A 21573-nucleotide genomic window follows, 5' to 3' on the forward strand; every position below is an offset into this window, starting at 1 on the left:
AAATGGAATTCGCTCACAGCCAGCGCAGCCTCGAGCTGCAGGAGAACATGTGGGAGTTCATGCGGGAGCACGTCTTCCCCGCCGAGCCCGTCTGGGCCGAGTACCTGCGCGAGCACGGCGACAACGCCTACCCGCCGGTCATGGAGGACCTCAAGGCCGAGGCTCGTCGGCGCGGGCTCTGGAACCTCTTCCTGCCCGAGTGGTCCGGGATCTCCAACCTCGAGTTTGCCGCGGTCTCGGAGATCACGGGCTGGTCGCCCGTCATTGCCCCGGAGGCGATCAACTCGCAGGCGCCCGACACCGGGAACATGGAGACCTTCCACCTGTTCGGCACCGATGAGCAGAAGGCGAAGTACCTCGAGCCACTCAAGGAGGGCAGGATCCGCTCGGCGTACGCGATGACCGAGCCCGACGTCGCCTCCTCGGACGCCACCAACATCCAGACCGTGATCCGGCGCGAGGGCGACGAGTACGTGATCAACGGCCGCAAGTGGTGGATCACCGGTATCGCCGACACCCGCTGCGAGATCCTCATCGTCATGGGCAAGACCGACGAGTCCGCCGAGACCCACCGGCAGCAGTCGATGGTGCTCGTTCCGCGCGACACCCCGGGCCTGACCATCGAACGCAATCTGCCGCTGTTCGGCTACCAGGACCAGCACGGACACTGTGAGCTTGTCTTCCGGGACGTCCGCGTTCCGGTCGAGAACCTGCTGGGGGAGGAGGGCGCCGGATTCGCCATCGCCCAAGCCCGTCTCGGTCCCGGTCGCATCCACCACGCGATGCGCGCCATCGGGATGGCGGAGCGGGCCCTCGCGCTGATGGTCGACCGCGCCAAGTCCCGGCACGCGTTCGGCGGCTACCTCTCCGATCAGGGAGTGGTGCAGGAGCACATCGCCAACTCGCGGATCGAGATCGACCAGGCGCGCCTGCAGGTCCAACACTGTGCATGGATGATCGACACCGTCGGTGCCAAGGATGCGCGGTTCGAGATCTCCGCCATCAAGGTCATCGCCCCGCAGGTCGCCTGCGCGGTGATAGACCGGGCCATCGAGATCTTCGGCGGTGCCGGAGTCTCGGGCGACACTCCGCTGGCGTACTTCTACGCGTGGGCCCGGGCCCTCCGGATCGTCGACGGCCCGGACGCAGTCCACCGCCGCACCATCGCGCGGGGAGAACTCCGGCGGACGCCGCCGTATGTCGGCTGAACGTGATGCGCGACACTATTAGGGCCAGAAGTTCGCCAGCGAGGGAAGGTACGCGCACATGGGTGCAGTGATCGTGGAGGCCGTGCGTAGTGCGGTCGGTAAGCGGAAGGGCGGCCTGGCCGGGGTTCACCCGGCAGACCTGTCGGGGGCGGTTCTCAAGGCGCTGGTCGAGCGCGCGGGCATCGACCCAGTGGTCGTCGAGGACGTCATCTGGGGGTGCGTCACGCAGGCCGGAGAGCAGGCCGGCGATATCGCCCGGACCGCCGCGCTCTCGGCGGGTTGGCCGGAGACGGTCAATGGCGTGACAATCGACCGGCAGTGCGGGTCCTCGCAGCAGGCGCTGAGCTTCGCGGCCGCCGTGGTGGAGTCCGGGTATCACGATGTGGTGGTGGCCGGCGGCGTCGAGTCCATGACGCGCGTGCCGATGGGGTCGCACGTCTCTCGCGAGTCGTTCCCCTATGGGCAGGCGTTCCTCGACCGCTACGACGGCGTCGCACCCAACCAGGGCGTGGGCGCCGAGATGATCGCCGAGCGGTGGGGCTTCACCCGCACGCAGCTGGACGAGTTCGCCGTGGCGTCACACGAGAAGGCCGCCGCCGCGCAGGACGCCGGGTTCTTCGCCGGGCACATCGTGCCCGTAGGCACCCCGGACGGCGTGTTCGACACTGACCAGGGCATTCGCCGTGGCAGCTCCGTCGAGGCACTGGCCGGGCTGAAGACCCCGTTCAAGGAGGACGGCGTCGTCCACGCTGGCAACGCTTCGCAGATCTCCGACGGTGCCGCGGCGATCCTGGTGATGAGCGAGGAGGCGGCCGCCAAGTACGGATGCACCCCGATCGCGCGGGTCCACACCGCCACGCTCGCTGGTGACGACCCGGTCATCATGCTCACGGCGCCGATCCCGGCCACCGCCAAGGCATTGGCGAAGTCCGGACTGTCGATCGACGACATCGGGATCTTCGAGGTCAACGAGGCCTTCGCCTCCGTGCCGCTGGCGTGGCTCGCCGAGACCGGCGCCGACCCGGCCAAGGTCAACCCGAACGGCGGCGCGATCGCCCTCGGCCACCCTCTGGGCGGCTCTGGCGCCCGAATCATGGCGGACATGGTCCACCACATGAAGAACAACGGCATCAAGTACGGCCTGCAGACGATGTGTGAGGGCGGCGGCCAGGCCAACGCCACCATCATCGAGTTGCTCTGACACAATCCGGCTCCACCGCCGCGACCCCCGGACCTCATCACTGAGGCCGGGGGCGCGGTGGTCGACCGTCAGGACCCGGTGAGCACGACCGCGCGACCGAGTACCTCGCCGCGATCGAGGGCCTCGTAGGTCTCCGGTGCCTCGGACAGCGATACCCGGCGGGAGATCATGCTGCCGAGGTCGAGCCTGCCGGCGGCCAGCAGTCGGACCAACGCGGGTACATCCTGGCGGGCGCGGGCACCGTAGGAGCCCTTGATCTGGATCTTTCGGCGCACGATGCGGGCCAGGTCGACGTCGAGAGAGGTGCCTGCGGGTGGGATACCGACGACCACGACCCGGCCGCCCTCGCGCGCGATGTCGGTGGCCTGCCGGGTGGTGGCCGCCGACCCGAGAGCCTCGAATGCGACATCGACCCCGCGGCCGCCGGTGAGCTCCATGATCGCCTCGGTCGGGTTGACCTCTCGCGCGTTGATCGTGTGGGAGGCGCCCATGCGGCGGGCGAGGGCGAGCTTGTCGTCGTCGACGTCAACCGCGATGACCGACTCGGCGCCACTGACCGCCGACAGCTGGACGATGTTCTGACCGACCCCACCTACCGCCACCACCGCGACGGATTCCCCGGTCCGGACGTCGCCCACGTTCCGGACGGCCCCGTAGGCGGTGAACATCGAACACCCGAGAATTGCCGAGGCGGTCAGGTCGAGCTGGTCGGGGAGGGCGAATACCGCCGTGGCGGGGGTGACGCTGTACTCGGCCAGTCCGCCCATCGAGTACATGGACAAGGGTTCGCCCGATGCCCGGCGCAGCCGGGTCTCACCGTCGTACAGGGTTCCCCTCAGGCGGTTGTACTCGAAGAACGTGGAGCAGAGGTCCTCCATGCCGCGAGCGCAGTTCTCGCAGGATCCGCACGGCATGATGAAGGAGCCGACCACCCGGTCGCCGGGGCGGACGTTGGTCACTCCGGGGCCGACCTCGGCGACCACTCCGGAAATCTCGTGGCCCAGGACCCCGGGCAGCGGGAAACCGACCTCACCCTTCATGACGTGCAGGTCGGTGTGACAGACCCCGCAGGCGTGGTTGTGGACCAAGACCTCACCCGCGCGCGGCTCGGGGATCGGGATGTCTTCGATCACCAGCGGGGATCCGGTCGCAACACACACCGCAGCTCTCATGCGGCCGACTGTACGCAGTGATCAGCAGCCCAGGAGGCAGTCCGCTCGAAACGTCGCCTCTACGGATCCTCGTCATTCGGTCGGGCGTCGAAGCGCGGTGGTGGCGGCCCGGAAGGCGGATAATGGCTGCGGGAATCCGGCGGACGAAGTCAAGCGGCGGGAGTAGGGCGATGATCGAGACGGCGACAGCCTCCGAGGTGTCCGGGGAAGACTTCGCGGACATACTCGCGAACACCCAGCGCTTCATCCGAACGGTGGTTATGCCCCGCGAGCAGGAGATCGCGGATTGCGACGCGGTGCCGGAGGATATCCGAGCGGCGCTCGCGGACATGGGAATGTTCGGGTATGCGATCCCGCAACGCTGGGGAGGACTGGGGCTGGACCTGATCCAGGACGTCGAACTGGCTATGGAATTCGGCTACACCACGCTGGCCATGCGGTCGCTGTTCGGGACCAACAACGGCATCGCGGGGCAGGTGCTGGTGGCCTTCGGCACGGATGAACAGAAATCGCGGTGGCTGGGGCGGATCGCGTCTGGCGAGGTCGTCGCGTCGTTCGCGCTCACCGAGGACGGCGCCGGATCGAACCCTGCGGGCCTGACCACCCGGGCGGTTCGGGACGGCGGCGACTGGGTGATCGACGGCACCAAGCGCTTCATCACCAACGCGCCGCTGGCCGGCCTGTTCGTCGTCTTCGCACGGACCCGGCCGGCCGATGCTGACGGCACCGGTATCGCCGTCTTCCTCGTTCCCGCCGACGCCGAAGGGGTGACCGTGGGACCACGGGACAAGAAGATGGGGCAGGAAGGCGCCTGGACGGCGGAAGTGAATTTCCGGGACGTCCGCCTACCGGCCTCCGCCCTGGTGGGAGGGGACGAGGACGCCGGATACCGCGCCGCCATGACGTCGCTGGCGCGGGGGCGCGTGCACATCGCCGCGGTCTCGGTCGGCGCCGCCCGGCGGGCACTGGACGAGTCGGTTGCGCATGCGGCCACGGCGACTCAGGGCGGAACCGCGATCGGCGAGTTCCAGTTGGTGCAGGCCATGCTGGCCGACATTCAAGTCGGGGTGATGGCGGGACGGGCCATGGTCCGTGAGGCGGCCGCCAAGTACCACTCGGGGGAGGACCGACGAATCGGGCCGTCCGCTGCCAAACTCTTCTGCACCGAGATGGCCGGCAGAGCCGCGGATCTCGCGGTGCAGATCCACGGCGGGAGCGGCTACATCCGGGGCGTCGCCGTCGAGCGCATCTACCGTGACGTCCGGCTGCTACGACTGTACGAGGGGACGAGCGAGATCCAGAAGCTCATCATCGGTGGTGGGCTCGTGCGAATGGCCAAGGAAGGGGACGGTCGATGACTCTACTCAAGGGCAAGACTGCGGTGGTGACCGGTGCCGCGCGGGGTATCGGGCTCGAGATCGCGCGCACGTTCATCGACCATGGCGCGCGGGTCGTGATCGGGGACATCGATGACGATGCCGGGGCGTCGGCCATCGCCGAGCTGGGCGGTGAGGACAACGCCCGCTACGTGCACTGCGACGTCCGCGACGGCACGGCGGTCGAGGCGATGCTCGACGTCGCGGAGGAGATGTTCGGACCTCTGGGTGTGTTCGTGAACAATGCCGGGATCACGCGCGACGCGACCATGCGCAAGATGACCGACGAGCAGTTCGACGACATCATTGCGATCCACCTCAAGGGAACCTGGAACGGGACCCGTGCTGCCGCCAGCCGGATGCGCGGACACGGGGGAGGTGCGATCGTCAACATCTCGTCGATCTCCGGCAAGGTCGGGCTCGTCGGGCAGACCAACTACTCGGCCGCCAAGGCCGGGATCGTGGGCCTGACGAAGGCCGCGGCCAAGGAGGTGGCATTCGCAGGGGTGCGTGTCAACGCTGTCCAGCCGGGACTCATCCGCACCGCCATGACGCTCGCTATGCCCGAGCACATCTGGGAAGAGAAGCTGGCCGAGATCCCCATGGGACGCGCGGCCGAGCCGAGCGAGGTGGCGCAGGTAGTGCTGTTCCTGGCCAGTGACATGTCCAGTTACATGACCGGAACGGTCCTGGAGATCACTGGCGGTCGACACATCTGATCCCGGCTTGAGGGGCCAGCTGCAACGAGGAGGACTGACTTGAGGGTGTTTGAGGGGCTGGACCAGGTCGAGAACGCGATCGGTGAGCACTTGGGCTTCAGCGACTGGATGGAGATCACCCAGGAGCGGGTGGACGCGTTCGCCGAGGCGACCGGCGATCACCAATGGATTCACGTTGACCCGGCGCGGGCGGCGGAGGGGCCCTATGGGAGCACCATTGCTCACGGGTACCTGACGCTGTCACTGCTGCCGGTGCTCGGCGCGGACGTCATGGACATCCGGGGGTTCCGGATGATGATCAACTACGGGCTCGGCAAGGTCCGGTTCCCCGCGCCGGTTCGGGTGGGATCCCGGATCCGAGCCGGGGTGGAGCTCGCCTCCCTCGAGCGCACACCGTCGGGCGCAAAGCTGACCTCGGTGGTGACGATCGAGGTCGAGGGTGGCGGTCGGCCAGCGGTGGTGGCAGAAGCGATCCGTCTGATGGTGGAGTGACAGATAGGTGGCGCGACGACTACCTGACAATTCATGCAGAGTTAACTACATCGCTGTGATTCCGGCGTAGCGTCGTCGTCAACGGTCGGTGGGGAAGCCGACCGTCGGGAGGTCCCAGCCGATGATCGACTGTAGCGATCGGGAGGGGGCCGGCACCCGGCCCCGTCACCACCAGGTGACCTGGGCCGACCGGTCCATCCCAGCACACTCGCGGGTGCCGCGGGTGAGGAGCGCGCCGTGACCGACACCGTACGTACCTACGTCCTCGACACCTCGGTTCTGCTGTCCGACCCGTGGGCCGTCACCCGCTTCGCCGAACACCACGTGGTGCTGCCCATCGCGGTCATCAGCGAACTGGAGGGCAAGCGCAACCATCCGGAACTGGGTTACTTCGCCCGCGAGGCCCTACGGCTGCTCGAGGATCTACGCCTGCGCCACGGGCGCCTCGACGGCGACCTGACCATCACCGAGACCGGCGGCACCCTCCGAGTCGAGCTCAACCACACCGACCAGGCGGTGCTGCCGTCCGGCTTCCGCGACACAGGTAACGACTCCAGGATCCTGGCATGCGCGCTCAATCTGCGGGCCGAGGGAGCCGACACCGTCCTGGTATCCAAGGACGTCCCGCTTCGAGTCAAGGCGGGTTCGGTGGGCCTGCCAGCCGACGAGTACCACGCCCAGGACGTCGTGCTCACCGGGTACAGCGGGGTCACCGATCTTGTGGCCACGCAGGAACTCGTCGACACGCTGTTCGCCGAGGGCAGGGCCTCCTCCCTCGCGGCCCGGGCCGCGGGACTGGGGAGTGGAACAGAGGTGCACTGTGGCGTACGGATCCAGACCGAGTCGTCGTCTGCGCTCGCCCGGGTCACCGACGATGGCGGGCTCCGGCTGGTCCGCGGCGACGTCGAGGTGTTCGGCCTGCGAGGTCGCTCGGCTGAGCAGCGCATCGCGATCGACTGTCTGCTCGACGAGTCGATCGGGATCGTCTCCCTCGGCGGCCGGGCAGGCACCGGCAAGTCGGCGCTGGCGCTGTGCGCAGGCCTCGAATCGGTCCTGGAACGGCGCCGACACCGGAAGATCGTCGTGTTCCGCCCGCTCTACGCCGTGGGCGGGCAGGAGCTGGGATACCTGCCCGGCAGCGAGTCAGAGAAGATGTCGCCCTGGTCGCAGGCCGTGTTCGACACCCTCGAGGGCTTGGTCAGCGAGAACGTCATCGACGAGGTGATCGACCGCGACATCCTCGAGGTACTGCCGCTGACCCACATCCGTGGACGGAGCCTGCACGATTCGTTCGTGATCGTCGACGAGGCGCAGTCGCTCGAGCGGAACGTTCTGCTCACCGTGCTCTCGCGACTGGGTACGGGGTCGCGGGTGGTGCTCACCCACGATGTGGCGCAGCGGGACAACCTGCGGGTCGGCCGGCACGACGGCATCCAGGCGGTGGTGGAGAAGCTCAAGGGACACCCACTGTTCGCTCACGTCACGCTGAGCCGCTCGGAACGCTCGGCGATCGCCGAACTCGTCACCACGATGCTCGAGGAATTCCATCCCGATAGCACGCCCGGGGAGTTGCGACGGATCCACGCCGCCTGACGAGGTCCTGAGGCCCACCGTGGGATGATTCGGGTCCGGGCTGAGCGCGCCCGGACCCGCAGAATGGACCACGGAGGTTTCCCATGTCCCGACGCTCGTCGCTGGCGTCCGCGCTGTCGATCGTCACCGCAAGTGTGGTGGTGTTGTCCGCGTGTGGCGAACAGACACCGGGCGGACTGCCGGACCGGGGACGGAACCACACCGGTACCGAACAGGACGGCACCGACCAGAATGTTGCCGACCCGGCGACAGGCGGGTCGGGGGCCCAGCACGCGGCCGGTTCCGATGCGAACGATCCGATCGTCGTCAAGATCGGAGATGTCGAGTTCCTCACGAACATGGCCATCTACCGCCGTTACAACGACGCCAAGGAGACCCCACTCGCGCTTCAGGCCCCCGTCGCTCCGGCAGAGGTGCTCGACGGAGGGAAGAAACAGGACTTCGTCGATGGCACCATCTATTGGTCACCGGGGACCGGGGCGCAGATCGTCCGCGGGCAGATCCTCGCGACCTATCTGGACAACGGCGGACCCACCGGCCGGTTGGGGTGGCCGGTGGGCGACGAGACCGCCGAGGACGCGGCGATCTACTCCGACTTCGAGCGTGGGCAGATCCGCCTGCAGGACCAGGCCATCCGGGTGATCGAGCACACCGGCTGACCCGCGACCCGCGAGGTCAGCGCTCGCGGTCGAGGCCGGTCATGCCCAGGACGTCAAGGCGTCGGTCGAGCTCATCCTCGGACAACGCGTCCGGGACGAAGCCCAGCGCGATGACGGCCTCTCGAATCGTGATCTCCTCGGCGAGAGCGTGCTTAGCGACTCGGGCGGCCTCCTCGTAGCCGATCGCCGAGTTCAGCGGGGTCACGATCGAGGGGGAGGACTCGGCAAGGCGGCGCATGCGGTCCGCGTCCGGCTCGATCCCGTCGATGCAGCGCTCAGCGAAGAGCGTGGACGAGTTCGCTAGGATCCGCACCGACTCGAGCACGTTTCGCGCCATCACCGGGATGGCCGTGTTGAGCTCGAAGGCGCCGCTCGCGCCGGCCCAGGCCACGGCCGCGTCGTTGCCCACGACCTGGGCGGCGACCTGCGCGACCGTCTCGCACAGCACCGGATTGACCTTGCCGGGCATGATCGACGACCCCGGCTGCAGGTCCGGCAGGTGAACCTCGGACAGTCCCGTCATGGGCCCCGAGCCCATCCACCGGATGTCGTTCGCAATCTTGGTCAGCGAGACGGCGATAGTCCGGAGCGCACCGGAGAGTTCGACCAGTCCGTCGCGAGCGGACTGGGCCTCGAATGGATCCACCGCGAGACGGAGATCCTCAAGGCCGGTGAGGGAACGCAGTTCTTCGACGACCGCGGAGCCGAAGCCGTCCGGGGCGTTGAGCCCGGTGCCCGCGGCGGTGCCGCCGATCGGTAGCTCCCCGACGCGGGGCAGCGTCCCGCAGACGCGCTCGATGCCCGCGCGGATCTGGCGGGCGAAACCGGCGAACTCCTGCCCGAGCGTCACGGGGACGGCGTCCATCAGGTGGGTGCGGCCCGGCTTGACCACCTCGCGCCACTGCTCGGCCTTGGCCTCGAGGGACTCGGCGAGGGTTCCGAGGGCGGGGACGAGATCGGCGATGACGACCTCGGTCGCCGCGACATGGGTGGCGGTCGGGAAGGTGTCGTTGGACGACTGCGACATGTTGACGTCGTCGTTGGGGTGCACGGTCACACCCTCGGCCGCGCACAGCGAAGCGATGACCTCGTTGGTGTTCATGTTGGAGCTGGTGCCCGAACCGGTCTGGAACACGTCTACGGGGAAGTGCTCGTCGAGTTCGCCCTCGGCGATGCGGCCGGCTGCGGCGACGATCGCGTCGACCTTGACCCGGTCGAGCAGCCCCAGGCGGCCGTTGACAATCGCACAGGCGGACTTGAGGAGGCCGAGCGCACGGATCTGCGCCCGCTCGAGCCCGCTGCCGGAGACAGGGAAGTTCTCGACGGCGCGCTGGGTCTGTGCCCGCCAGAGCGCGTCGACCGGCACCCGGACCTCGCCCATCGTGTCGTGTTCGATACGGAATTCAGTCTGATCGGCCATACCGGTCAGCGTAGGCGGGCCCGCCGCACCGTGCAGGGAGACTAGTGCGGCGGGCGCGAGAAGATCGAGAACGGATCAGTGGTCGCCGGCGCTCTGCCCGTAGTCCACGGCGGAGAACTCGCGAAGCTTCTCCATCTTGTGTCGGCCCTCGACGTGGCGGACGGTGCCCGACTTGGACCGCATGACCAGCGAGCGGGTGACCGCGCCGTTGGAGCGGTAGCTCACGCCGCGGACCATGTCGCCGTTCGTGATGCCGGTGGCGGCGAAGAAGCAATTGTCACCCTTGACGAGGTCGTCCGTTCCGAGGATCGCGTCGACGTCCAGCCCGGCGTCGACCGCCTTCTGACGTTCGGCATCGTCCTGCGGCCACAGCTGGCCCTGGATCTCGCCTCCCATGCACTTCATGGCGCAGGCAGTGATGATCCCCTCCGGTGTGCCGCCGATCCCCATGAGCATGTCCACTGAGCTGTCGTCGGAGGCCGCGGCCACGCCGCCGGCGACGTCGCCGTCCATGATCAGCCGGACCTTCGCGCCGGCGGCACGGATTTCGGCGATGAGATCCTCGTGGCGCGGCCGGTCCAGGACACACACCGTCATGTCCCCGACATCGATGTTCTTGGCCTTGGCGACCGACCGGATGTTCCACTCTGTGGACTTAGACAGGTCGATCTTGCCGACCGCGTCCGGGCCCACGGCAATCTTCCGCATGTAGAACACCGCAGACGGGTCGAACATGGAACCGCGCTCTGCGACGGCGATCACCGCGATCGAGTTGGGTCGGCCTTCGGCCATGAGACGGGTGCCGTCGATGGGGTCCACCGCGACGTCGACGGCCGGTCCGTCGCCGGTACCGACATGCTCGCCGTTGAAGAGCATGGGCGCCTCGTCCTTCTCGCCCTCTCCGATCACCACGACGCCGTCCATATCGACGGTGGAGATGAGCTCGCGCATGGCGTCCACCGCGGCGCCGTCGCCACCGTTCTTGTCGCCACGACCCACCCATCGCCCTGCAGCGAGGGCGGCGGCCTCGGTCACACGGACCAGCTCCATGGCAAGATTTCGATCGGGGCGCTTGGTCTGTGACATAAGTGGTCTGGCTCCTCGTGAAAACTGGTGCGGGCGCGACGGGGTCACGCGCGGCGCTATGGGGTGTCGGCGCTCATTGTTCCACCTCTGCGACCCCGCTGGGGCCCACGCGCCGGACTCGCCCCGGGTGGGTGGGATACTCGCAGTCGTGGCCGAGGCGAAACCGAGAATCCTGCAGGGCAACCGCGACATGTTCTGGTCGGTGGTGGTGCTCATGGTGATCTGTGGCGTCTTCGCCGGCGTGGCGGGGCTGTGCACCTTCAGCCCCTCCGGCCCGCAGCAGGGCCAAATCCCCGACTTCGACGCCCGGGCCTCCCTCACCCAGGACGCCCGGAGCCTTGACTTCCCGATCCGTTCACCGGAGGTCCCCGAGAGCTGGACGGCCAATTCCGGTCGCGTCCAAGGCTTCGCCGGGACCATGTCGAGCCACGTCGGCTGGGTGACAGGCGAACGCAGCTACGTCGAGCTCGTCCAGTCCGACGCCCCCGAGGACGCGTTCCGATCCCTGAACGGCGGACCGAGGCCCAGCCGCACGATCGTGCCGGTCTCCGGCCGCGAGTGGGCCGTCTTCACCGGGGACGACGTCCGGCCTGTGTGGGTACTCGACCTGAACGAGGTCCGCATCGCCGTCACCGGCTCCGCGCCGACCTCGGATTTCGAGACGCTCGCCGCAGCCGCGCAGGCCGCCACGCCGCTTCCTACGCGGTAGTCACCCAGCGTGCCGGGCCTGGCGACGGGGTCAGCTCCGGCCCGAGTCGCGCGTGTCGTCGTCACCCAGGACGGCGTCGATGCGCGCACGGGCACCGTCGAGATGCTCGGTGCACCGCGCGGCGAGTTCCTCGCCCCGCTCCCACAACGCCAGCGAGGCGTCCAGGTCCTGGCCACCCGCCTCGAGGATGCGGACCACCTCGATCAGCTCGTCGCGGGCCTGCTCGTACCCCAGCTCGGAGACGGGGGTCTGCTCGTCGGACATCAGGACTGCTCCTTGGTGTTCGTGGATGCCGGGGTTCCGGACGGCGCCGGGTCGTCGGAAGGAGTCGGGGCGCCGGAGGGCGCTGTGTCGTCGAGGGGTGCCGGGTCGTCGGGGGGCGGGGCGATCCGGCCGGCGGCGGGGGTCGATCCGAGAACCGCCGCGGACAGCGCGCCGTCGGAGACGCGGATACGCAACTGCGACCCGGGCGGGGCGTCGGCGATCGACGAGACCACCCGGCCGTCGTGACTGCCGGCGACGGACTGGACCACCGCGTAGCCCCGGGCCAGCGTGGCGGCGGGGCCGAGGGTGGTGAGCCGGGCGGACAGGTGGCCGAGCGAGGTGGACTGGGAGTCGAGGATCCGGGTGATGTCGCGTCGCGCGGCACGGAGTGCCTCGGCGACGACTTCCGCACGTGATTCCACGATCCCGTACGGGTTCGACATGCACGGGCGCGATCGCACCGCGGCCAGCTGGTTGCGCTCCCGGTCCACCCACCCGCGCAGGGCCCTGGCGGTACGGGCCCGGGCCTCGGCGATGCGGCGGCGCTCCTCGATCACGTCGGGGACCACGCGTTTGGCCGCGTCGGTGGGGGTGGCGGCGCGAAGGTCGGCGACCAGGTCCGACAACGGAGAGTCGGGCTCGTGCCCGATCGCGGAGACCACCGGGGTGCGGCACCGCGAGATCGCGCGGATGAGCGCCTCGTCGGAAAACGGGAGCAGATCCTCGACCGACCCGCCGCCGCGGGCGAGGATGATGACGTCGACAGCGGGGTCGGCGTCGAGCTCGGCCAGCGCGTCGAGAATCTGCGGCACCGCCGATACTCCCTGCACGGCGGTGTTGCGCACGGCGAAGCGGACGTCCGGCCAGCGGCCGCGGGCCACCTCGACGACGTCGCGCTCGGCGGCGCTCGCCCGTCCGGTGATCAGGCCGACGCACATGGGCAGGAACGGCAGGGGTCGTTTGAGTCGGGGATCGAACAGCCCCTCCGCTGCCAGTGCCTGCTTGAGCCGCTCGATGCGGGCCAGGAGTTCGCCCACGCCCACCGGGCGGATCTCCGACACCTGCAGTGAGAACGAGCCGCGGCCCGTGTAGAAGCGGGGCGTTCCGCGCACCACTACTCGGCTGCCCTCGGTGACCGGCACCGGCGACTCCGAGATGAGCTTGGGCGGGCAAGTGAGCGTGAGCGAGTTGTCCACCGAGGGGTCGCGCAAGGTGAGGAACGCGGTCCGGGTGCCGGGGCGGAGGCTCAACTGGGTGATCTGACCCTCGACCCACACTGCGCCCAGACGGTGGATCCACGCCGCGATCTGGTCTGAGACCACCCGGACCGGCCACGGCTGCTCGGCGCTGCTGGGGGAGCGCGGGGACGAGGCCGTCACTCGCCGCGGGGGTTGACGCGGCCGGTTGGCACGTCCGGGTCGTCGTCCCGGTCGCGGCCGGCCCTCGAGGAGGACCCGTAGACCCGGTAGGACACGTTGAGGACTTCATCCGGGTCGGCCTCGTCCTCGTCGAAGGTCGCCCACGCCGGCTGGTCGGATCGGGAGCGGAAGACGGACGCGAGGACCTTGTCGCCCTTGACGGCCAGATTCGTGAGCGTCTGACCGGCGTGGAGGTAGGACTGGACCAGTCCGCCTGCGAGCCGCACGGGGACGCCGGGAAGCGTGGCGACCGCCTCGGCGGTACGACCGGGCAGGGACACGGCACGTTCCGCAGCGGTGGCGGCGAGACCGATCGAGGCACGGGTGAGGAACAGGGGTCGAAGCATGTGGACCTCTCTGCCGGGGGGCGTCCGGTAGGCGTAATGGTCGAAACCCAGTATGAACCGTACCCTGGGTACATGACCGAGCAGACCGACATGATCGCCGAACCGGCAACCAAGCGGGTACTACTCGCGGAACCGCGCGGCTACTGTGCCGGCGTCGACCGAGCCGTCGAGACGGTCGAAAAAGCCCTGGCCAAGCACGGGGCACCGCTGTACGTCCGTAAGGAAATCGTCCACAACAAGCACGTGGTGGAGTCCTTCACCGACCAGGGAGTGATATTCGTCGACGAGACCGACGAGGTCCCGCGCGGGGCCAACCTCGTGTTCTCCGCGCACGGGATCTCGCCCGCCGTCCGGGAGAGCGCCCGACAGCTGGAGCTCAAAACCTTCGACGCCACCTGCCCCCTGGTGACCAAGGTGCACACCGAGGTAAAGCGGTTCGCGCGGGAGGGTTACCTCATCCTCCTGGTGGGGCACGAGGGCCACGAGGAGGTCGAGGGGACCGCGGGCGAGGCGCCCGACGTTGTGACACTCGTCGACGGACCCGAGTCGGTCGACGCGCTGGACATCCCGGTGGACACCGAGAATCTGATCTGGCTCTCGCAGACCACGCTCAGCGTGGACGAGACCATGGAGACCGTGCGGCGCCTCAAGCAGAAGTACCCCACGCTCATCGACCCGCCCTCGGACGACATCTGCTACGCCACCCAGAACCGCCAGACCGCGGTCAAAACCATGGCCCCGCAGTGTGACCTGGTGATCGTCGTGGGATCGCAGAACTCCTCCAACTCCGTGCGGTTGGTGGAGGTGGCCCTGCAGGCAGGAGCCCGCGACGCCCACCTCGTCGACTACGCCAAGGAGATCGACACGTCCTGGTTCGAGGGCGTCACCACGGTCGGGGTGACCTCAGGCGCCTCCGTGCCCGAGATCCTCGTCCGCGGCGTGGTGGACCTCCTCGCCGACCACGGCTACAGCGACGTCTCCACCGTGCGCACGGCGCAGGAGACCATCACCTTCTCGCTGCCCCGGGAACTGCGGCCAGCCAAGAAGGCTTAAGTCACCACCCGCCGCCCGGTGGCGGTGGGGGAGACGATCACCGACAGCGCCCCGGCGCACCCTGCCTCAGCGGCGGGCGTGCGCCGGGGCGCTGCGCTGGATGAGGGGTGTCGCCGGGCGCGCGGTCCGCGGTCTCGGCTCCAACACAAAAGCGCGGATAAGCGCGATCGCGACCACCACGATCGTCGTGGTGAGCATCAGCGGGAAGCGGGTCGCCAACGGCAGGATGATGGAGACCAGCTGGGTCCGCGAAAAGACGTCCACCCCCGCGCCGACCCCGGAGATGACATAGACCACCGGCACCAGCAGGGCCATGATGATCGGGGGCTGCACGCCGGCGACGAACACCGAGCGACGGGCGACCGCGAGCACGGACACCAGGCAGCCGAGAAAGAACGCGACGGTGAATCCCGCGCCGAGGGTCCCCGAGACCGAGTCGATCGCCACCCCGGTCAACGAGATGGCGACGGCGAGAAGGACCGCGGTCCAGGCCGGCAGCCCGCGCCGCGACGACACCACGGACCGCTCGTCCGCCGGCACCCGTCCACTCCTGCGTCTACTCACGGGAGAAGACTCTAACCTCCCAGGCGACGTGCGAGGAAACGGCCGAATCGCCGCAACGGGTTGGGCTTGGCCTCCTCCTGCTCCCGGGGTGAAGGACGGTCGCCGCTGACCGCCTTCGAATCCACGGGGCCTGGCTCTGGCAGAGGATCATCGGAGAATCCCGGTGAGGCGGCGCCGGATTCGCTGCTCAACTCGTCGTCGTCACCAGCGAAGGTGGTCGACGCACCCCGTGGCGCCGCCGCGGCGCCATCGGGCACGACGATATCGGGACGTTCGTCGATCATCCCGGCCATGATCGCGCTGCTGCTCTTGCGCAGCGGCGCGAACCGCGAGCTCGACATCTCCCCGAGCCACGCGGTCAAGCGCCCCTCGTCCGTGGCGGATGCCAGGTCCGAGGCAGTGACGTCACCGGTCCGCAGGTCGATCTGTTCACCGAGATACCGCAGCACGACCGCGACCACTGCCAAGATCGGCACCGCGAGGAATGCGCCGATGATGCCGAACAATGTGCCACCCGCAGCGACCCCCAGCAGGATGACCACCGGGTGCAGATTCATCGCCTTCGACTGCAGGATCGGCTGAAGAACATTGCTCTCGAGTTGCTGCACCAAGATGATGACGACAAGCACGATGACCGCAGTGGTCAGGCCATTGGCGACGAGTGCGATCAGGACCGCCAACGCACCGGCAGTGAACGCGCCGACGATGGGGATAAACCCGGCCAAGAAGGTGATGACAGCCAGCGCCCAGGCAAGCGGTACGCCCAGCAGGACAAGGGCCAGACCAATGAAGAATGCGTCAACGAACGACACGATCGCCTGTGTGCGAATGTAACCGCCGAGCGTGTTCCAGCTACGAGTGAGAACCTCGGTGAGGTGTCGTCCCGCGGTGCGCCCGGAGATGCGGCGGACCAACGGCAGGAACCTCGGTCCGTCCTTGATGAAGAAGAACGTCAGAACCAACACCAGAACGAGTGTGACCATCACCGAACCCACGGCCGTGACGCCGGTGAAGACCCCGTTGGCGATCTGGTCCCCCCGATCCTGCAGCGTCGAGCTGAGCTGGCTCAGGACGCCGTCGAGTTGCTCGTCCCGGATATTGAGTGGCGGGCCACGCAGCCAATCCTGAACCTCGCCGATTGCTTGCGAGGTCTGATCAGCCAGCTTGACACTCTGATCGACGATTGACGGGGCGATGAGCGCGAGTATCGCCGCGATGGCGCCTAACGATCCGAGAACAGACACCAGGGCTGCCAGGGCCTTCGGGATACCGTGCCGCACCATCCATCCCGTCGGTGGCCACAGAACGGTCGAAACAATGAGGGCCAACAAGAGCGGAAGGATGCCCACCCACAGCGCGCCGCCAATCCGCGCGACCAGCCAGCCCGCGACGAGCAGGATGGCCAGCCGGAGGGCCCAGTCCGTGACCCACCGCCCGCCCAACCCGATGAGAACGGACCGGTCTACATGCTGCTCCTGATCCTCAACAGGGGGACGCGGTTTAGGCTCGTCGTTCATGTGACACATCTTGTCAGAGGGCCTTCTGGTCCGCTGCACGACGTGGACCGATGGTGGCGGAAGAGGGAGCACGGGACGCTGTCCGTAGACTGTCGCCTCGTGAGCCTCACCCTCGGAATCGTCGGACTGCCCAACGTCGGTAAGTCGACCCTGTTCAACGCCCTGACGAACAACGACGTCCTCGCTGCGAACTACCCGTTCGCCACCATCGAGCCCAACGTCGGAGTGGTCGATCTGCCGGACCCCCGCTTGAAGCGACTCGCCGAGATCTTCGGTTCTGAGCGGATCCTGCCCGCCGTGGTCTCGTTCGTCGACATCGCGGGCATCGTCAAGGGCGCCAGCACCGGCGAGGGGATGGGAAACAAGTTCCTCGCCAACATCCGGGAGGCCGACGCCATCTGCCAGGTCGTGCGCGTCTTCGACGACCCGGACGTGATCCACGTCGACGGCAAGGTCGACCCGATGGCCGACATCGAGGTGATTGCCACCGAGTTGATCCTCGCTGACCTGGAGACCATCGAGAAGGCGATCCCGCGGCTCGAGAAGGAGTCCCGCAAGGACAAATCTGTCGTCGCGCTGCTGGAGGAAGTCCGCAAGGCCCAGACCGTGCTGGAAGACGGACGCACCCTGTTCAAGGCCCAAGATGAGGTGGACCGCGCCCTGTTGCGGGACCTGCACCTCATGACTGCCAAGCCGTTCCTCTACGTGTTCAACGCCGACGAGGCCGTGCTGACCAACGAGGAGCGACAGGCCGAACTGCGCGCCGCGGTGGCCCCCGCCGACGCGGTGTTCCTCGACGCGAAGGTCGAGGCCGAACTCCTCGAGCTGGACGAGGATGACGCCATGGAACTGCTGGAGTCGATCGGTCAACACGAGCCGGGCCTCAATGCGCTGGCCCGCGCCGGTTTCCACACCCTGGGCTTGCAGACCTACCTCACCGCCGGTCCCAAGGAGGCACGCGCCTGGACCATCCGCAAGGGCGACACCGCCCCCAAGGCTGCCGGCGTGATCCACACCGACTTTGAGAAGGGCTTCATCAAGGCCGAGATCGTCTCGTTCTCCGACCTCGACGCGGCTGGATCGATGGCCGCAGCCAAGGCCGCCGGCCGGGTGCGCATGGAGGGCAAGGACTACGTCATGGCCGACGGCGACGTGGTGGAATTCCGCTTCAACGTGTGAGTCGCGCTTCAGCCACGGCCCCATCTGCTCCGGCGGTCGGGGCCGCGCCTTCTCTCACTAGTTTTGCCCGCTCGTTAGACGGTCGCACTTCTTCGTAACGTTGAGGCAGGGGGACTCGGCGGTGAGCTCTGGCCCCGATTGGTCAGGGTTTCGCCGCGACGAGCTCGTCACGAACGATGCGCGTGCCCGCGCTCAGCGCGCTCAGCTTCGCCAGTGCGATGTCCCGGGAGAAGGGCGCCATGCCGCAGTTCGTGCTCGGCAGAAGCTTGTCCGCGTCGACGAATCTGAGTGCATTGCGGAGGGTGGCGGCGACTTCTTCCGGAGTTTCGATCCGCTCGCTCGCCACGTCGATCGCTCCGAGCATGACCTTCTTTCCTCGGACGAGTTCGACGAGATCGATCGGGACTCGGGAGTTATGGCACTCCAGCGAGATGATGTCGATGCTGGACTGCTGCAAGAGGGGAAACGACTCCTCGTACTGTCGCCACTCCGAGCCGAGGGTGGCTTTCCAGTCGGTGTTCGCCTTGATCCCGTAGCCGTAGCAGATGTGTACCGCGGTCTTCGCGCGTAATCCCTCTGCCGCCCTTTCCAGCGTCGCCACGCCCCAGTCCTTCATCTCATCGAAGTAGACGTTGAAGGCAGGCTCGTCGAACTGGATGATGTCGACGCCCGCAGCCTCGAGGTCTCGTGCCTCCTGGTTGAGAATTGTCGCGAACTCCCACGCCAGCTTCTCGCGGCTCTTGTAATAGCCGTCATACAGCGTGTCAATCATCGTCATGGGGCCGGGGAGTGCCCACTTGATCGGCTGATCGGTCTGCTGCCGGAGGAACCTCGCGTCATCGATGAAGACCGGCTTGGAGCGGCTCACGGCGCCGACCACGGTGGGCACGCTGGCGTCGTAACGATTGCGGATCCGAACCGTCTCGCGCTGCGCGAAGTCGACCCCGTCGAGATGTTCGATGAATGTCGTCACGAAGTGCTGACGGGTCTGCTCGCCGTCACTGACGATGTCGATGCCGCGATCGCTTTGCTCCTTTACGGCGATACGCAACGCATCCATTTTTCCCTCGACCAACTCATCGCCCTGCAACTTCCAGGGCGCCCAGAGGGTTTCAGGCCGAGCGAGCCATGAGGGCTTGGGCAGGCTGCCCACGGTGGATGTGGGCAAGATCTGATTCACGGTGGTTTTTCCTTCGGTGGTCATCCGACGAGAACGGGGTAGCGGGCGGCCCACCGCTCGAGCAGCTCGCGGTGGGGCTTGATTAAGCGTTCTTCGGTGTACGTGCCCTGTTCCCTCGCGAGCTGGCTGCGCTCGACGCGGTCGTAGATGATCGGGGTGGGCGTGTAGTTCTGCTGGTCCAGGGTCGGACGGTAGATGTCCGCGGCGGGGGAGTTCGCGTTATAGATCTCAGGTCGATAGATCCTCTGGAAGGTCTCCATGACGCTGATCGTGCCGATGAGCTGTAGGTCGGTGTAGTCGCTGAGCAGATCGCCGCGGAAGTAGAACGCGAGCGGGGCGACACCGCCGGGTGGCAGGAAATACCTGACTCGGAGCCCCATCTTGTGGAAGTACTGGTCGGTCAGTGAGTAGGCGTCCTGCTGGTACTCGACACCAAGGGTTGGATGATGAATCCCGGTCCGGCGGTAGGTCCGGCTGGTGGACACGCTGATGCAGATCACGGGATCCGCCGCGAAACGCTCGTGGTAGGCCTCGGAGTCGAGGAAGTGCTGAAACAGCTTGCCGTGCAGATCGCCGAAGTCGCCGGGCACCGTGAACTCAGAGCGTCCCTCGTTGACCGCCGGCAGTCGAACGCTGAAGTCGAAATCGCGCACGTAGGACGAGAAGTTGTTCCCGACGATCCCGGGGATGCGAGTTCCTGTCTCTCGGTCGACCATCTGGATATCCAGCACCTCGATCAAGGGGAACCGGTGATCGACGCCGTCCGAGGTGAACTCGAGCTCCGCGGAGACGATCTCGAGCTGAACGGTGTAGCGGTCCCTGCTGGGGTTGTCCCGGCGAGCGAGGTCGTTAAATCTGTTGTCGATCATCGACAGGGTGCTGCGGAGGTTCTGCTGACGGTGCTCGCCTCGGGCCAGGTTGGCGAAGTTCGTGGTGGTTCGGGAATTCTCCGATGGTGAGTAGTCCTCGTCGAAGCGGGTGGTGGTGATGCTGAACGTGAGATCGTCCGACATGAATATCCAATTCGGGTCTTGATCGGCCGGGCTCGGCGCTGCGGAAAGGTTGTGCCCTCATCCTGCAGTCCCTGCTCGGTTATCGGGTAACTATCAAATGTTATGGATGCCTATAGGATTTAGCTATGCGTCGAGAATCCAGGGGAATCACCCTCCAGCAGCTGCTTTACTTCATCGAGGTCGCGGCGGCAGGCTCGATCACCGGCGCTGCGGAGTTGCTTTATGTCGCCCAGCCGACCATGTCCGCCTCCATGAAGGACCTGGAGAATCGAGTGGGTCGCACCCTCCTCGTTCGATCGGCCAGAGGGGTGACGCTGACCGACGAGGGTGCGGAGTTCCTCGGGTATGCCAGGCAGGTCGTCGAGCAGATGTCGCTTCTGGAGCAGCGCTACCTTGGTCAGCCGCCGTCACGTCGGTTGCTCGGGGTGTCGGCGCAGCACTACTCGTTCGTGGTCGAGGCGTTCATCCGGATGGTGCACTCCGGCGAGGCGGAACAGTACGAGTTCTCGCTTCGTGAGACGCGGACCTGGGACATCATCGAGGACGTCCGGACCCTACGCAGTGAGGTCGGCATCCTCTACCGGAACGACTTCAACCGGAAGGTCATCGACAAACTCCTTCGCGATTCCGGGCTGGTCTTCCACCCACTCTTCGCTGCGGTGCCGCACGTCTTCATCTCACGGCAGAACCCGCTGGCGTCCCGGGAGAGCGTGACTCTCGGTGACCTGGCCGACCTGCCAAGGCTCACCTTCGACCAGGGCGCGAACAACTCCTTCTACTTCGCCGAGGAGATCCTCTCCACCCTGTCGAGCCAGCGGGAGATCCGGGTCTCCGATCGCGCGACCATATTCAATCTCATGATCGGACTCGACGGCTATACGATCTCGACCGGCATCATCAGTGATGATCTCGACCCGGAGATCGTTGCCATCCCGCTCGACGTGGATGAGAGCATAGAGATCGGTTGGATCAGTCATGCCGGAATCCCGCTCACCGAACAGGCGCAGCGCTATCTCGGCGAGGTGCGGGCCGTCGTCGCAGATTACGGCATCGAGTTGCTCGACTCCCTATAGAAGTGCGGCAACCTCACCGTCCAGCATCTACACCACTGGGGGAGTCGGTCGGGGATTTTCACTCGTCCGATCCGGCCGGAGAATCTCGTCCGGCGGATCGGAAGCTCGAAGGCGCCTCGGACTTCATCCCCTGGCCAACAGGCCAAGATGGCCAGTCAGGCGATGATGGGAAATCGGAAGCGGTGTACGTCCACTACTACCTGGACCGGGCGAGGAGCTTTCTTCGCGGCCGCGGCCGCGGAAGGGTGGGGCGCGGCGCTCGTCTATCCAAGGCGTCCGTTGTTCTCCACACGGCGGGTGACGGGTCAGCGGGGTGGACCGCGTCATCGC

21 protein-coding genes are annotated in these 21573 nt (G+C 67.1%); 11 read left to right on the plus strand and 10 right to left on the minus strand.

Annotation, left to right across the window (positions count from 1 at the left end):
- Positions 1-2 precede the first annotated feature (2 nt).
- Together FQ137_RS08795 and FQ137_RS08800 are read left to right on the plus strand one after the other, a co-directional pair.
- A complete protein-coding gene (locus FQ137_RS08795) occupies positions 3-1208 on the plus strand; it encodes an acyl-CoA dehydrogenase family protein (RefSeq protein ID WP_149292043.1) in 1206 nt (401 codons plus the stop codon).
- Between the two features lie 58 nt (positions 1209-1266).
- Positions 1267-2409, plus strand: coding sequence for an acetyl-CoA C-acyltransferase (locus tag FQ137_RS08800; protein ID WP_149292044.1), 1143 nt, complete (start codon positions 1267-1269; stop codon positions 2407-2409).
- Between the two features lie 68 nt (positions 2410-2477).
- Here FQ137_RS08800 and FQ137_RS08805 read toward each other — a convergent pair whose 3' ends face one another.
- A complete protein-coding gene (locus FQ137_RS08805; RefSeq protein WP_149292045.1) occupies positions 2478-3581 on the minus strand; it encodes a zinc-binding dehydrogenase in 1104 nt (367 codons plus the stop codon).
- 170 nt (positions 3582-3751) lie between these two features.
- Here FQ137_RS08805 and FQ137_RS08810 point away from each other — a divergent pair, with 170 nt between their 5' ends.
- The 5 genes from FQ137_RS08810 (at position 3752) to FQ137_RS08830 (ending at position 8420) form a co-directional block, all read left to right on the plus strand.
- Positions 3752-4939 carry an acyl-CoA dehydrogenase family protein gene (locus FQ137_RS08810; RefSeq protein ID WP_149292046.1) on the plus strand — a complete coding sequence of 396 codons (1188 nt, stop codon included), beginning with the start codon at positions 3752-3754 and terminating at the stop codon, positions 4937-4939.
- A complete protein-coding gene (gene fabG / locus FQ137_RS08815) occupies positions 4936-5676 on the plus strand; it encodes a 3-oxoacyl-ACP reductase FabG (RefSeq protein WP_149292047.1) in 741 nt (246 codons plus the stop codon). Before FQ137_RS08810 ends, fabG begins: the two co-directional genes overlap by 4 nt.
- Before the next feature lie 39 nt (positions 5677-5715).
- Positions 5716-6168 (plus strand): MaoC family dehydratase, encoded by a 453-nt coding sequence (locus FQ137_RS08820; RefSeq protein WP_149292048.1) that lies wholly within the window; start codon positions 5716-5718, stop codon positions 6166-6168.
- Between the two features lie 237 nt (positions 6169-6405).
- A complete protein-coding gene (locus FQ137_RS08825) occupies positions 6406-7761 on the plus strand; it encodes a PhoH family protein (RefSeq protein ID WP_149292049.1) in 1356 nt (451 codons plus the stop codon).
- An 83-nt stretch (positions 7762-7844) separates the two neighbouring features.
- On the plus strand, positions 7845-8420 hold the full coding sequence (locus FQ137_RS08830; RefSeq protein ID WP_149292050.1) for an LGFP repeat-containing protein: 576 nt from the start codon (positions 7845-7847) through the stop codon (positions 8418-8420).
- 16 nt (positions 8421-8436) lie between these two features.
- Here FQ137_RS08830 and FQ137_RS08835 read toward each other — a convergent pair whose 3' ends face one another.
- Both FQ137_RS08835 and glpX read right to left on the minus strand, forming a co-directional pair.
- On the minus strand, positions 8437-9840 hold the full coding sequence (locus FQ137_RS08835) for a class II fumarate hydratase (RefSeq protein WP_149292051.1): 1404 nt from the start codon (positions 9838-9840) through the stop codon (positions 8437-8439).
- 75 nt (positions 9841-9915) lie between these two features.
- Positions 9916-10926, minus strand: a complete 1011-nt coding sequence (gene glpX / locus FQ137_RS08840) for a class II fructose-bisphosphatase (RefSeq protein WP_149292052.1) — start codon at positions 10924-10926, stop codon at positions 9916-9918.
- Positions 10927-11074: 148 nt separating this feature from the next.
- On the opposite strand from glpX, the gene FQ137_RS08845 reads away from it, so the two are divergent.
- Positions 11075-11635 (plus strand): DUF4245 domain-containing protein, encoded by a 561-nt coding sequence (locus FQ137_RS08845; RefSeq protein ID WP_149292053.1) that lies wholly within the window; start codon positions 11075-11077, stop codon positions 11633-11635.
- 30 nt (positions 11636-11665) lie between these two features.
- Here FQ137_RS08845 and FQ137_RS08850 read toward each other — a convergent pair whose 3' ends face one another.
- From FQ137_RS08850 to FQ137_RS08860, 3 genes are read right to left on the minus strand one after another with little or no spacing between them, the layout of a single operon-like run.
- Positions 11666-11899 carry an exodeoxyribonuclease VII small subunit gene (locus tag FQ137_RS08850; protein WP_149292054.1) on the minus strand — a complete coding sequence of 78 codons (234 nt, stop codon included), beginning with the start codon at positions 11897-11899 and terminating at the stop codon, positions 11666-11668.
- A complete protein-coding gene (xseA, locus tag FQ137_RS08855) occupies positions 11899-13278 on the minus strand; it encodes an exodeoxyribonuclease VII large subunit (RefSeq protein WP_149292055.1) in 1380 nt (459 codons plus the stop codon). The genes FQ137_RS08850 and xseA overlap by 1 nt, the downstream gene beginning before the upstream one ends.
- Complete coding sequence (locus FQ137_RS08860; RefSeq protein WP_149292056.1) at positions 13275-13664, minus strand: hypothetical protein; 390 nt, start codon at positions 13662-13664, stop codon at positions 13275-13277. Before FQ137_RS08860 ends, xseA begins: the two co-directional genes overlap by 4 nt.
- 72 nt (positions 13665-13736) lie before the next feature.
- On the opposite strand from FQ137_RS08860, the gene FQ137_RS08865 reads away from it, so the two are divergent.
- Entirely contained in the window at positions 13737-14717 is a 981-nt protein-coding gene (locus FQ137_RS08865; RefSeq protein ID WP_149292057.1) for a 4-hydroxy-3-methylbut-2-enyl diphosphate reductase, read from the plus strand.
- Positions 14718-14783: 66 nt separating this feature from the next.
- On the opposite strand, the gene FQ137_RS08870 is transcribed toward FQ137_RS08865, so the two are convergent.
- Both FQ137_RS08870 and FQ137_RS08875 read right to left on the minus strand, forming a co-directional pair.
- Complete coding sequence (locus tag FQ137_RS08870) at positions 14784-15281, minus strand: DUF6542 domain-containing protein (protein WP_255583873.1); 498 nt, start codon at positions 15279-15281, stop codon at positions 14784-14786.
- An 11-nt stretch (positions 15282-15292) separates the two neighbouring features.
- Positions 15293-16798, minus strand: a complete 1506-nt coding sequence (locus FQ137_RS08875; protein ID WP_149292058.1) for an AI-2E family transporter — start codon at positions 16796-16798, stop codon at positions 15293-15295.
- Between the two features lie 99 nt (positions 16799-16897).
- Here FQ137_RS08875 and ychF point away from each other — a divergent pair, with 99 nt between their 5' ends.
- Positions 16898-17977, plus strand: coding sequence for a redox-regulated ATPase YchF (gene ychF / locus FQ137_RS08880; RefSeq protein WP_149292059.1), 1080 nt, complete (start codon positions 16898-16900; stop codon positions 17975-17977).
- Positions 17978-18119: 142 nt separating this feature from the next.
- Here the strand turns inward: ychF and FQ137_RS08885 are convergent, their stop codons facing one another.
- Together FQ137_RS08885 and FQ137_RS08890 are read right to left on the minus strand one after the other, a co-directional pair.
- Positions 18120-19157, minus strand: a complete 1038-nt coding sequence (locus tag FQ137_RS08885; protein WP_149292745.1) for a methionine synthase — start codon at positions 19155-19157, stop codon at positions 18120-18122.
- Positions 19158-19177: 20 nt separating this feature from the next.
- Positions 19178-20170, minus strand: a complete 993-nt coding sequence (locus FQ137_RS08890; protein WP_149292060.1) for a putative oxygenase MesX — start codon at positions 20168-20170, stop codon at positions 19178-19180.
- Between the two features lie 125 nt (positions 20171-20295).
- Here FQ137_RS08890 and FQ137_RS08895 point away from each other — a divergent pair, with 125 nt between their 5' ends.
- Positions 20296-21243 (plus strand): LysR family transcriptional regulator, encoded by a 948-nt coding sequence (locus FQ137_RS08895; protein ID WP_149292061.1) that lies wholly within the window; start codon positions 20296-20298, stop codon positions 21241-21243.
- Positions 21244-21573 lie beyond the last annotated feature (330 nt).

The organism is Dietzia sp. ANT_WB102 (assembly GCF_008369165.1).
In the GTDB taxonomy this organism is placed as follows: Bacteria; Actinomycetota; Actinomycetes; order Mycobacteriales; family Mycobacteriaceae; genus Dietzia.

Excerpts from the sequence above, each read along its gene's own strand:
- FQ137_RS08865 (WP_149292057.1), top strand. The coding sequence starts at position 13,737 with ATGACCGAGCAGACCGACATGATCGCCGAACCGGCAACCAAGCGGGTA.
- FQ137_RS08830 (WP_149292050.1), top strand. The coding sequence starts at position 7,845 with ATGTCCCGACGCTCGTCGCTGGCGTCCGCGCTGTCGATCGTCACCGCA.
- glpX (WP_149292052.1), bottom strand. The coding sequence starts at position 10,926 with ATGTCACAGACCAAGCGCCCCGATCGAAATCTTGCCATGGAGCTGGTC.
- FQ137_RS08875 (WP_149292058.1), bottom strand. The coding sequence starts at position 16,798 with ATGAACGACGAGCCTAAACCGCGTCCCCCTGTTGAGGATCAGGAGCAG.
- FQ137_RS08890 (WP_149292060.1), bottom strand. The coding sequence starts at position 20,170 with ATGTCGGACGATCTCACGTTCAGCATCACCACCACCCGCTTCGACGAG.
- fabG (WP_149292047.1), top strand. The coding sequence starts at position 4,936 with ATGACTCTACTCAAGGGCAAGACTGCGGTGGTGACCGGTGCCGCGCGG.
- FQ137_RS08805 (WP_149292045.1), bottom strand. The coding sequence starts at position 3,581 with ATGAGAGCTGCGGTGTGTGTTGCGACCGGATCCCCGCTGGTGATCGAA.
- FQ137_RS08860 (WP_149292056.1), bottom strand. The coding sequence starts at position 13,664 with ATGCTTCGACCCCTGTTCCTCACCCGTGCCTCGATCGGTCTCGCCGCC.
- FQ137_RS08795 (WP_149292043.1), top strand. The coding sequence starts at position 3 with ATGGAATTCGCTCACAGCCAGCGCAGCCTCGAGCTGCAGGAGAACATG.
- FQ137_RS08895 (WP_149292061.1), top strand. The coding sequence starts at position 20,296 with ATGCGTCGAGAATCCAGGGGAATCACCCTCCAGCAGCTGCTTTACTTC.
- FQ137_RS08850 (WP_149292054.1), bottom strand. The coding sequence starts at position 11,899 with ATGTCCGACGAGCAGACCCCCGTCTCCGAGCTGGGGTACGAGCAGGCC.
- FQ137_RS08835 (WP_149292051.1), bottom strand. The coding sequence starts at position 9,840 with ATGGCCGATCAGACTGAATTCCGTATCGAACACGACACGATGGGCGAG.
- FQ137_RS08810 (WP_149292046.1), top strand. The coding sequence starts at position 3,752 with ATGATCGAGACGGCGACAGCCTCCGAGGTGTCCGGGGAAGACTTCGCG.
- FQ137_RS08800 (WP_149292044.1), top strand. The coding sequence starts at position 1,267 with ATGGGTGCAGTGATCGTGGAGGCCGTGCGTAGTGCGGTCGGTAAGCGG.